This window comes from Streptomyces sp. ActVer, assembly GCF_027270795.1.
Lineage (GTDB): Bacteria > Actinomycetota > Actinomycetes > Streptomycetales > Streptomycetaceae > Streptomyces > Streptomyces umbrinus_A.
In genome coordinates, this window is sequence record NZ_JAPWHT010000363.1 from 1 (window position 1) to 10,628 (window position 10,628).

At 69.9% G+C, this 10,628-nt stretch carries 13 protein-coding genes and 1 pseudogene; 8 read left to right on the forward strand and 6 right to left on the reverse strand.

The window, feature by feature from the left end; genetic code table 11:
- Positions 1-615: pseudogene (locus O3Q52_RS39435) on the reverse strand (FUSC family protein); the annotation flags it as partial.
- 150 nt (positions 616-765) lie between these two features.
- Between O3Q52_RS39435 and O3Q52_RS39440 the strand changes: the two are divergent.
- The 4 genes from O3Q52_RS39440 to O3Q52_RS39455 all read left to right on the forward strand — a co-directional run bounded on the left by O3Q52_RS39440 (position 766) and on the right by O3Q52_RS39455 (position 3,618).
- The gene (locus O3Q52_RS39440; protein ID WP_269653379.1) at positions 766-1,305 is read left to right on the forward strand and encodes a DUF5134 domain-containing protein; all 540 of its coding nucleotides are present in this window, start codon (positions 766-768) and stop codon (positions 1,303-1,305) included.
- A gap of 149 nt (positions 1,306-1,454) precedes the next feature.
- Positions 1,455-2,387, forward strand: a complete 933-nt coding sequence (locus tag O3Q52_RS39445) for a M56 family metallopeptidase (RefSeq protein ID WP_269653380.1) — start codon at positions 1,455-1,457, stop codon at positions 2,385-2,387.
- Between the two features lie 66 nt (positions 2,388-2,453).
- Positions 2,454-3,140: a phosphatase PAP2 family protein gene (locus O3Q52_RS39450; protein WP_269653381.1), complete on the forward strand. Its 687-nt coding sequence runs from the start codon at positions 2,454-2,456 to the stop codon at positions 3,138-3,140.
- Between the two features lie 130 nt (positions 3,141-3,270).
- Positions 3,271-3,618, forward strand: coding sequence for a hypothetical protein (locus O3Q52_RS39455; RefSeq protein ID WP_269653382.1), 348 nt, complete (start codon positions 3,271-3,273; stop codon positions 3,616-3,618).
- A gap of 97 nt (positions 3,619-3,715) precedes the next feature.
- Here O3Q52_RS39455 and O3Q52_RS39460 read toward each other — a convergent pair whose 3' ends face one another.
- A complete protein-coding gene (locus O3Q52_RS39460; protein WP_269653383.1) occupies positions 3,716-3,958 on the reverse strand; it encodes a hypothetical protein in 243 nt (80 codons plus the stop codon).
- A 105-nt stretch (positions 3,959-4,063) separates the two neighbouring features.
- On the opposite strand from O3Q52_RS39460, the gene O3Q52_RS39465 reads away from it, so the two are divergent.
- On the forward strand, positions 4,064-4,663 hold the full coding sequence (locus O3Q52_RS39465; RefSeq protein WP_269653384.1) for a YdcF family protein: 600 nt from the start codon (positions 4,064-4,066) through the stop codon (positions 4,661-4,663).
- Between the two features lie 69 nt (positions 4,664-4,732).
- Here the strand turns inward: O3Q52_RS39465 and O3Q52_RS39470 are convergent, their stop codons facing one another.
- A complete protein-coding gene (locus O3Q52_RS39470) occupies positions 4,733-5,455 on the reverse strand; it encodes a dienelactone hydrolase family protein (protein ID WP_269653385.1) in 723 nt (240 codons plus the stop codon).
- Positions 5,456-6,131: 676 nt separating this feature from the next.
- Between O3Q52_RS39470 and O3Q52_RS39475 the strand changes: the two genes are divergently transcribed.
- Positions 6,132-6,824 carry an HAD family hydrolase gene (locus O3Q52_RS39475; RefSeq protein WP_269653386.1) on the forward strand — a complete coding sequence of 231 codons (693 nt, stop codon included), beginning with the start codon at positions 6,132-6,134 and terminating at the stop codon, positions 6,822-6,824.
- A gap of 16 nt (positions 6,825-6,840) precedes the next feature.
- Here O3Q52_RS39475 and O3Q52_RS39480 read toward each other — a convergent pair whose 3' ends face one another.
- The gene (locus O3Q52_RS39480) at positions 6,841-7,086 is read right to left on the reverse strand and encodes a DUF2630 family protein (protein ID WP_269653387.1); all 246 of its coding nucleotides are present in this window, start codon (positions 7,084-7,086) and stop codon (positions 6,841-6,843) included.
- 242 nt (positions 7,087-7,328) lie between these two features.
- Here O3Q52_RS39480 and O3Q52_RS39485 point away from each other — a divergent pair, with 242 nt between their 5' ends.
- Positions 7,329-8,036 carry a TetR/AcrR family transcriptional regulator gene (locus O3Q52_RS39485; RefSeq protein ID WP_269653388.1) on the forward strand — a complete coding sequence of 236 codons (708 nt, stop codon included), beginning with the start codon at positions 7,329-7,331 and terminating at the stop codon, positions 8,034-8,036.
- 87 nt (positions 8,037-8,123) lie between these two features.
- Here O3Q52_RS39485 and O3Q52_RS39490 read toward each other — a convergent pair whose 3' ends face one another.
- Entirely contained in the window at positions 8,124-9,626 is a 1,503-nt protein-coding gene (locus O3Q52_RS39490) for an LVIVD repeat-containing protein (RefSeq protein ID WP_269653389.1), read from the reverse strand.
- A 193-nt stretch (positions 9,627-9,819) separates the two neighbouring features.
- Between O3Q52_RS39490 and O3Q52_RS39495 the strand changes: the two genes are divergently transcribed.
- Positions 9,820-10,473: a DUF305 domain-containing protein gene (locus O3Q52_RS39495; protein ID WP_269653390.1), complete on the forward strand. Its 654-nt coding sequence runs from the start codon at positions 9,820-9,822 to the stop codon at positions 10,471-10,473.
- A 26-nt stretch (positions 10,474-10,499) separates the two neighbouring features.
- Here the strand turns inward: O3Q52_RS39495 and O3Q52_RS39500 are convergent.
- Positions 10,500-10,628 (reverse strand): DUF6214 family protein (locus O3Q52_RS39500; protein WP_269653391.1); only part of this gene is annotated, 129 nt, incomplete at its 5' end.

A 10,628-nucleotide genomic window follows, 5' to 3' on the forward strand; every position in this document is an offset into this window, starting at 1 on the left:
GGAAGCGGCGACGGACGTCTCTGCGTACGCGGCGGCCGCGTTCAGTGCCCGGGCCGTGGCCCGGCGCTCCGGCCCGTGCGGTCGTACGAGACCGGGGGCCATGCCGACGAGCCATGCCCAGGTGCCCGCCGCGGCGGCGAGGGCGAGATGGGCGGGAACCTGGCCGAGCGTCTGCGGGGTGAAGAGGGCGGCCGAACTGATGAAGGCGAAGATCACCGGTCCGGGCGGGCCGATGCGCGTCGCGTCGCACAGCGCTTTCTGGGTGGCGGCGAGCAGCGCGCCGACGGCGACGAGGACCACGGCGGAGGACGTGAGCGACGCCGTGACCAGGGCGACCGCCACCGAGGCGAGCATGCCGAGCACGACCCAGGCGAGGGCCCGGGCGCGGGCCGCGTACGGCAGGTTGTGGGCGTAGAGCGCGCAGAGCGACCCGGCCATCGTGTACATCGCGAGGTCCAGCCGGCCGAGCGCCAGCAGTGTCAGGTTCGGCACGCCGACCGCGACGACCACGCTCAGTGCGGGCTTGAACCAGATGTCGGAGGGGCGGCCGACGCGCAGGACACCGGCGAGAGGCAGTCGGCGTGCGGGGGTGGGGCTGGGTGCGGCACTGCTCATGGCAATAAGGTTAGCAGGTGTTTTACTCGTAAACGATAAGCGCACTCCCGCACGCTCCCCCGTGTACACCCTTGCGCTCGCTTGCGCTCCGCCCCGTCCGGGCATCTCTTCGAGCGGACTGTCCGACACCGTCGAGCGGGGAGGTGCACGGTGCACGGTCCTGCGTCACCCGGCTGGCTGCTCGTCGCACTGTGCGCGGCGACCGGGGCCTACTGTCTGCTGCGGATGCGCAGCAGGGTCGAGGAGCAGCGCCGCACCGCGGGCGGTGAGGCGCTGATGGGGTTCGGGATGGCCGCGATGGCCGTGCCCGCGGCGGTGCTCGCGCCCCCGCGCTGGGCCTGGGTCGCCTACGCGACGGTGTTCGGGGCGGCCGGGCTGCGCGCTCTGTGGGCCGCACGGAGCAGCACCCACCATCTGCACCATCTGGTGGGCGCGTTCGCGATGGCCTACATGGCGGCGGTGATGGCGAGCGGGGCGCACGCCGGGGTTCCCGCCCTGACGGGGGTGCTCCTCGCGTACTTCACCGCGTATGTGCTGTGGACCGGCACACGGCTGATGCCGGTCGCCGTCGCAGGGGGTGGCCCCGGAGAGAGTGTCCGGGCCGCCGGGTGGGGCGACCGGCTGGAGCTGGCGCGGGCGTGCCGCCTCTCGATGGGCATCGGGATGCTGGCCATGCTTCTCACACTCTGAACCGGCGCTTCCCACGTTCCGGGCCGACGGCATCTCACACTCCGAACGGGCATCTCCGGGCCCCGGGCCCGCTTTACGAAACCGTGGTGTACGTCACTTGCCGCGACAGCCCGTATCGGCCGGTGGTGCCCCGCTCATAGGCTGCAGCCATGATGGTCCCCGCGGCACTGCTGCTGCTCGGCGCCCTGGCCGCCGTCCTCGCTCCGCGGCTGCTTGCCCGAACGGACTGGCAGGACCGTGAACCGGTGGTCGCCCTGTGGGTCTGGCAGTGCGTGGTGATGGCCGTTCTGCTGTGCTGCGCGCTGTCGATGACGCTCAGTGCGGCGGCCGCCTGGCAGGCCGTCCGCGGCCATGTCTTCGCCCCCGCCCCGCATGCCGTCGTGGAGAGCTACGCGCTCGCCGGAGGCCCCTGGGCCGCGACGACCGCGGTGGCACTCGCGCTCGGCGGTGTCTGGAGCGCCGCGATGCTGGCCCGCGAGATCACCCGGGCCAGGACCCGGCGCCGTCGTCGGCGGGCCGAACTCCTCGTACGCGCCCCGGTGTTGCCCGGCGAGGAGCCCGGCAGCGATCGGCTGGTCGTCCTTGAGGGCGAGCGTCCCGACGCCTGGTGGCTGCCGGGGGCGGCGCCCCAACTCGTCATCACCACGGCCGCGTTGCGCCGCCTCAAGGGCCGGCAACTGGACGCGGTGCTCGCCCACGAGCAGGGGCACGCGCAGGCCAGGCACGACTGGCTGCTGCACTCCTCGGCCGCGCTGGCCAACGGCTTTCCGCAGGTCCCGGTGTTCGCGGCGTTCCGCGACGAGATGCACCGGCTGGTCGAACTCGCCGCGGACGACATGGCGTCGCGCCGCTTCGGCCGGCTGACGATCGCGCTCGCGCTGGTCGAACTCAACGAGGACCGGGGCGTGTTCGGCCCCTGCCCCACACCTCAGGCCCATGTTCCGCAGCGCGTCCACCGGCTGCTCACTCCCCCGGACCGTCTTCCGCCCGCCCGTCGGCTGCGGCTCACGGCGGCCGCCGCGCTGGTGCCGGTGATCCCCGTCCTGGTGACCTTCGTACCGGGTCTGCGGGCGCTCGGTTAGCCGGCTCGCAGCGCCTCAGGCACCCCGGGTTCGCCTTTGACCCCATCGGTCGGCGAGGATCGGTGTATGCACTCCCCACCCGTCGACTCGCCGCCCCACGCTCCTGGTCCCGGGATCGCCGTACGTGTCGCGGCGGCTGTCGCCCTTCCGTCCGTACTGTTGCTCGTCCTGGTCGCGATGTCCTGGGACCCGCTCATCGCCCTCGACGGCGACATCGCCCGCACCACCCACCGCTGGGCGGTGGACGACCCCGTCACGACCCAGACGTTCCGCATCCTCACGGACTGGGTGTGGGACCCCTGGACGATGCGTGCCCTGTGCGCCGTCGCCGTGCTGTGGCTGGTGCTGCGCCACTCGGCATGGTGGCTCGCGCTGTGGCTGACGGCCACCTGTGTGCTCGGCACACTGCTCCAGCAGGGGCTCAAGGCGGCGGTCGACCGGGAGCGTCCGGTCTGGCCCGACCCCGTGGACTCCGCCCATTACGCGGCCTATCCTTCCGGCCACGCCATGGTGGCCACGGTCGTGTGCGGGCTGCTGCTGTGGCTCCTGCACCTGTACGGCGCCGGACGCGTCCTGTGGCGTATCGCGCTCACCCTCTCCGTCGTGTCGGTCCTCGGTGTCGGACTCACCCGTATCTGGCTGGGCGTGCACTGGTCGTCGGACGTGCTCGGCGGCTGGCTGCTCGGCGTGCTGACGGTGGCGCTCGCGGTGGCGTCGTACACGAGGTTCCAGGGCACCGCCGAGCTGCGCTGACAGCGGCGTCGGCCCGTCCTGCGGCCTCCACTTGCGGACGAAACTGTTCAGCCCCACCCGCCTCAGGACCGTGCATACGATCGAGCACGGCTCCGGGAGACACCCGGCAGAGCCGCGTAGAGGGGGCAACTTGTCCAGTATTTCGAGACGTTCGTTACTGGGGTACTCGGGGACCACCGCGGCGGGCGCGGTCGTCGGTGCCGCCGGGTCGGCGCAGGCGGCGGCACCCGATGCCCCGGCCGCGGCCGAGTCGTCGTCGGCCGACTTCCCGAGCGGTACCAGGTTCAGCGCCGACTACAGCATCGACCCCATCGACGCGTACATGACGCTGACCTTCAGCGTCTCGGTCATGGACACGCCGACGGAGAACGTCATCACCCCGACCGAGATCGCCAACCTGCTCAACGAGCTTGCCGAGTCCCGCGGTTGGCCGGCCGCCACCTTCTACGGCACCCCGGCTCCGGCCCCACTGACCTGAACCACCCGAGGAAACTCCGGCAGTGAACCACCCCGCCGGAGCCGACGCCCACGGAGTGCCCCGGTGGCACGGCCCCGGCGGGGTGTTGGCAGGTTCCTCAGGACGTGGGCCGGTCCGGCTGCTGCTTCAGCAGTACCTCGGTCACGCTCACGCCCTCCGGAGCGCCGAACGCCTGAACCATCACGCTGTTGTGGATGACGGTGACCTCCAGAGCCAACTGCCCGGCCCCCACGCGCACGTCGAGCCTTGCCACGGACTTGCCCGAGAGGTCCGGCATGCGGTGGATCCGCGCCGCCGGGTACCTCAGGCTCGGCAGCTTGCTGTCGGCGACCGCCCACATGAGTAGCCGTACTCAATCCACCGGCACATCAGCTCACCAGCGAGCGCCGGTCCACCGGATCCGCCGCTGTCAGCAGTCTCGGTCGAGGTGCTCTAGAGTCACCGGATGCGGCGAAGGACAGGACTGGCGATGGCCGGGGTTGCGGCCATGGCCTGGGGCGAGTGGTTGAACTGGCGTTGGTCCCGAACACTCGTGGGGAACAGCGGGGGCGCTGCCGGGACCGTGGTCGTGCTGGGTTTCCGGAACCCCGAAGCGACGGCGAACTTCATCAACCGATGGCGAGTCCGAGCCGGCATTCGCTCGATCGCCGCTGACAGTGCGCAGGGCACCCGCGTGATCTTCAGCGGCGGCGCGACCGGCGGTGGCGCTTCGGAGGCCCAACTGATGGCCGACTACGCGAAGTCGGTGCTCGAGTTCGACGGCACAGTGCTCCTCGAAGACCAGAGCGCGACGACCTGGGAGAACATCACGAACGTGATCCCCCTGCTTGAGGACGCCGATCACATCAAGATCGCCTCGCAGTCGGCTCACGCGCTCAAGGCCCGGGCGTACTTGCGGCGGCAACGCCCTGATCTCGCAACGAGACTGGTGCGTGCGGACGACTACCGTCCTGGCGAGTGGCTGGTCGTCAAACCGCTGCTGGCCGTGTACGGACTCTGGGCCCTCCGCGGCCTCAAGGCCGACGAACGGAAGATCTCGCCGTAGACGGAGTCTCGGTCAGCGGCCTCCTGGCCGGCAGCGCCTACCGGCTGCTGCCGGCCAGGAGGCCCGGCCTCACTTCAGGTGTCGGTCCAGGAACCGGCATCCGTCTTCCAGCTCGAACCACGGGGTGCCGGTGTGCCCGCCCAGATTGGCATGCAGCGTCTTCTCCTTGCTGCCGAAGGCGTCGAACAGGTCCAGAGCCCGTTGCCGGGGGTTCCCTTGGTCGTCCCACTGCAGCAGGAACAGCAGCGGGACGGTGACCTGCCGGGCCTCCTCGCGTTGGGAGCGGGGCACGTAACCCCCGGCGAAGAAGCCCGCGGCCGCGATGCGCGGCTCGACCACCGCCAGCCGGATGCCGAGGGCGGTCCACCCCCCGGAGTACCCGACCGGGCCGCCGGTCTCGGGCAGCTCAAGGAGGGCGTCCAGGGTGGTCCGCCATTCCGGGACCGCGTTTTCGACCAGCGGGCCGATGAAGGACTCGAAGATCTCATCGACGGGCTCGCCGGCCTGCATCGCCCGCCGGAGGTCGGCACGGGCCTGCTCGTCGGCGGCGGAACGGGGCCGGTCACCACACCCGGCAGCGTCGATGGTGGCCACCGCGTAGCCGCGCGCCGCGGTGTACCCGGCCCGGGCCGCCAGCCGCGGATCCGCCTTGGGCAGGCCGTTGTTGTGGGACATCAGAATCAGCGGGGCCGGTTCGGATCCAGGCGTCCACAGGGTGCCGGGGATCTCGCCGAGGGTGAACTCGCGCTCGAGGACGCCGTCGCCGAGGCGCTGTTCGGAAGTGAATTGCATGGTCGAGCCTTTCGGGAGGGCTGCTTTACGGCGCTCCCGGACGACCTACCGCCCGACCGTGACCCCGGAGGGGAGCACCCATGTCGAAACTGCGTTCACGGGTACCACCTCCTCGTTCTGTCGCACGGACTCCGGAAAAGTAGCAGCGGTCGTTGTGGTCCACCAACGGGTTTTCGCGGAGGCACCGCGGCCGGGTGCCTCCTCACCGCACAGGACCCAGTACACAGAACCCGGTGAGCGCCTCGGGGACGCTGCCGGGCGACCAGATCGTGCGGGGCCCGTTGCCCGAGTTGCCCGCGGCCGCCGCGAACAGGGCCTTGTCGGAGAGCCGGGCGACGGCCGCCTCCTTCGGGTCGACTCCCGGGCTGTCGAGGCCCCCAGCGCTCCGGCCACCGCGGCGGCCAGTGCCGCCGTTCTCGCGCGTACTGTGAATCCCACTCGCGTTTCCCCCGCCTTGGTGTGCATGCCAACGCGTTCTCCGGTATCACGCACGGAGATCGCGTTCGGTTCCTGGCGGAGCTCTCACATCGATGGAGGGGCACCAGGGCCGACCGGCCGGTGACCTTTTCGAACCGGCCCTGTTGTCGAGCGGGCCACAACTCCCTTACGTTCACGGCGCGTTCATCGAGCGGGTGCCCAGCTCCGCGTCGTCGAGGCGGCCGGTAGGGTCCGGCACATGGCTGCCGTGTTGTTCGACTTCTCCGGAACCCTCTTCCGAATCGAATCCACCGAGTCCTGGCTGCGCGCGGTCCTGGCCGACTCCGAAGTGCCCCTGCCCGAGGCGGAGTTGATCCGGGCGACCAAGGAACTGGAGGCCGTGGGCGCACTGCCGGGCGGGGCCCTTCCATCGAAGCCGGTGCCGGACGACGTGGCCCGGCACTGGGGCATCCGCGACCAGAGCTCCGAGCTGCACCGGGCGGCGTACACCGGTGTCTCCCGTCAGGTGACGCTCCCCGATCCCGAACTGCACGACAGGCTGTACGACCGCCATATGGCACCGGCCGCCTGGCGCCCGTACCCCGACACCGCCGAGGTGCTGGGCGCGCTGCGCGAGCGCGGTGTCGCCGTCGGCGTGGTCAGCAACATCGGCTGGGACCTGCGGCCGGTGTTCAGGGAGCACGGCCTCGACCCGTACATCGACGCGTACGTGCTGTCGTACGAGCACGGCATCCAGAAGCCGGACCCCAGGCTGTTCGCGACCGCCTGCGACGCGCTCGGGGCCGATCCGCGGGACACCCTGATGGTCGGCGACGACCGGCGCGCGGACGGCGGAGCCGCGGCGCTGGGCTGCGGAGTGCACTTCGTCGACCACCTGCCGGTCGCGGAGCGCCCGGACGGGCTGCGGCCGGTGCTGGACCTGGTGGGATGACCCCGCGGCGGGTCGGTCAGCTCTGGTAGCCCTCGACCTGCGTCGCCGGACGGACGTGCGCCTCGTCCGGGTTCTCGCCGAACTCGGACTTCGCGCGCCGCTGGCGAAGCAGGTCCCAGCACTGGTCGAGCTCGCGCTCCAGCTGTCCGAGCCGTTCGTGCTCGGTCGTGCTGTCGATCTGCCCGGACGCGACGGCTTCACGGAGCCTGCGTTCGTCGTCGACCATCGCCGTGATCCTGGCCAGGATCTGCTCTTGATCCATGTCCCACGCCTCCTCGGCACTCCAGCCCACTGTAAGGAGCGGGCGACGGCTCGGCGACAGCTGCTGGTCAGGCCGGGCGGCCGGGCAGGACCGCACGGAAGCGGCAGTACTTCCCGTCCGCCCGGGACGATCCCCCGCGTCGCCCCGAGCGGACGGCAGCCCGGAGACGATCCCTGACGGGAGTCGCTCCGGACGCGCTGAGTATAGTTGGCTGGCAGCCAGTCAACGCAGGAGTACATAGGATGTCCCCTCGCAGCGCCTCGGTCAATGAAGAGTTGCGGCGGCGTTCCCGCGAGAGGCTTCTGCAGGCGGCCCTGGAGCTGGTCAGCGAGCGTGGGTACGAGGCCACGACCTTGGGCGACATAGCGGACCGGGCGGGCTCCGCCCGTGGCCTGGTCTCGTACTACTTCCCGGGCAAACGCCAGCTCGTACAGTCGGCGGTGCACCGGCTGATGCACCGCACGCTGGAGGAGGCGCTGGAGCGCGAGCCGCGTACGGAGGACGGTCGGGAGCGCATGGCGCGGGCCATTGACGCCGTCCTGGGTCTGGCCCGCGATCACCCCATGCTGATGCGCCAGCACATGGCGGGCATCCTCCAGGCCGAGGGGTTCATGCAGTGCCCGGAGCAGCAGCGCCTGGCGGAACTGCTCAGCGACACCATGGCCCGCTACGGCTCACCGGACGCCGCCACCGACTACCCGATGCTGCGCGCGCTCCTGATGGGTTCGGTGTACGCGGCGCTGGTGCCCGGGGTCCCGATGCCGCTCCGGACGCTGCGGGCCGAGTTGTTCCGGCGCTACCGGCTCGACTGGGAGCGGGGTGCCCCGCCGGGCGCCGAGGCACCCGACGGGACCTGCCACGAGGACCTCTCACGGTTCTTCGCTCCCGAGAGCCGCGAGCAGGGCCGTGAGCACAACCGCGAGACGGACGAGACCGACCGGACCGGCTGACCGGAGTAGCCCGGCCGGCCGAAACGGCCCGGTCATCCGGGGCCGGTCCGGTCGGCCGGAACAGGCCGATCAGTCGAAGCGGTCCGGTCAGTCGAAGTAGTCCGGCTGCGTCTGGACGTTCAGCTCACGCAGACGCTCCCACTTCGCCGGGTCCGTACGACGGTCATTGATCTTCAGAACGTCGAAGCCCTTGGCGATGTCGTTCGAGTAGATGTAGCCGTTGTAGTAGTACGCGGACCAGGAGCCACCGGTGACCATGCTCGTGGTGCTCAGCGGACCACGCTCGAAGTAGGCGATCTCCTTGGGCTTCGAGGAGTTGGTGAACTCCCAGACGGAGATGCCGCCCTGGTACCAGGCCTGGACCATGATGTCCTTGCCCTTGACCGGGATCAGCGAGCCGTTGTGGGCCACACAGTTCTCGGTGTCCGCCTGGTAGCGCGGGATCTTGAAGTAGCTCTTGAAGACGAGCTTGCGCTTGTCGCCCTTGCCGACGATGTCGTAGATGCCGTCGGCGCCGCGGTTCGGACCCGTGGCCGCGTTGCAGGTGGCCGCGCCGCCGCCGCCCAACTCGTCGGTGAAGACGACCTTGTTGGCCTTCTGGTTGAAGCTCGCCGAGTGCCAGAACGCGAAGTTCACGTTGTCCTGGACCTGATCGATGATCTTCGGGTTCTCCGGGTCCTTGATGGAGAACAGGATGCCGTCGCCCATGCAGGCGCCCGCCGCGAGGTCCTTGGAGGGCAGCACGGTGATGTCGTGGCAACCGGTGGTCTTGGAGACGCCCGGGTTCGTGGGCCCGCCCGGGTTGCCGCCACCGTCAGGCCCCGAACCGGGGAACAGGACGGGGAAGTTGACGATCTTCGCCTTCTGCGGGGCCTTGCGCGGCACCTTGATGACCGAGATGCCGTCGTGCGGCGGCTGGCAGTCGGGGAAGGAGGCGCTGGGCGAGTACGAGGAGACGTAGACGTAGACGTTCTTGCGCTCCGGCACCAGCGTGTGGGTGTGCGAACCACAGGCGGTCTCGACGGCGGCGACGTACTTCGGGTTCCGCTTGTCGCTGATGTCGAAGACCTTCATGCCCTCCCAGGAGGACTTCTCGGTCGCAGGCTGCGTGGTGCTGTTGCAGGAGTTGTCGCTGCGCGAGGAGTCGGTGGAGAGGAAGAGCAGGTCGCCGGAGACGGAGATGTCGTTCTGCGAGCCCGGGCAGAGCACCTGGGAGACCGTCTTCGGGGACTTCGGGTTGCTGATGTCGAAGATGCGGAAGCCGTCGTAGTTGCCGGCGAACGCGTACTTGCCCTGGAAGGCCAGGTCCGAATTGGTGCCCGCCAGCGTGTCCTTGGGGATGTTGGCGACGGGCTCGATGTTCTCCGAGTGGACGATCTCGTCCTGCCCGGGTGTCTCGCCGTTCGCTATCGCGGCCCTGGCCTCGGCCGCCTCACTCTTGGAGACCTTCTGCGACGTGGCCTGCGAGTCCCCGGGGTCTGGGGTCGCGACCGCCGGACCGGCCGTGAGCAGAGCCGCCAGGAGGCCCGCCGCGGTGGCGGCAACTCCCAGACGTCTGCACCGCGTTCGGTGATTGTTCAACAGGGTCACTGCGTCCTCCCTTGTAGCCGTTCGCAGTCGAACGGTTCAGGTTCACCCGAAGTATCGTCTTCATCATGCACAGATCAACAGGCGGCAACGCATTCGTAATGAATGTTTTTGATCAATCACGTTCAGAAGCATGCTAGGACGGTCATCAACACTCACGAGGTGTCTGTTGTCCCGGGTGACTCAGGAGGTCGCTGTGCCGTTTGGCCGTACGTCCCTGCTCCGCGTCGCGATCGCGGCGTCCGCCGTCCTCGCACTCGGGGGCTGCACAGGTTCGGACGACGAGACCCCGTCCAAGTCCGCGGCGGGTACGGGCCCTTCGGTCATCGCCCCCGGCAAGCCGGGCGAGGCAGCCCAGACCCTCTCCGCCGAGGACGCCGCGAAGCACCGGGCGGAGGACGACTCCCCCAACACCGCCGACCGCGACTACGCGCGCATGATGATCGACCATCACACGCAGGCGCTGGAGATGACGGAACTCGCCGCGAAAAACGCCGAGTCGACCCAGGTGAAGGGGATGGCCGACCGGATCGCGGCCGCGCAGCGACCCGAGATCAACACCATGAAGGGCTGGCTCAAGAACCACGGCGGCGCCGCGAAGAGCGAGTCCCACGGCCATGAGCCGATGCCGGGCATGGCGACCGAGGCCCAGCTCAAGAAGCTGCGGGCGGCGCAGGGCAAGGCGTTCGACGAGCTCTTCCTGAAGCTGATGATCACCCATCACGAAGGAGCCATCACCATGGCCACCGACGTGAAGGCCCAGGGCAACAACCTTCAGATCGAGGAGATGGCCGACGACGTGATCGCCCAGCAGACGGCCGAGATCAGCCGGATGCGCGACATGTCCTGACGGCACCCGACCCGGCTGGCGGCGGATCAGCGGCGGACGTGACGCGGCGTCAGCAGACCCGCGTCCCTTGCTCCGGCAATCAGCCTGAGCGCGCGTCGGCGGCTGTGTCCGGTCGCGGACATCACCGCGAGCACCGGGTCCAGGCCCGCCCCCTG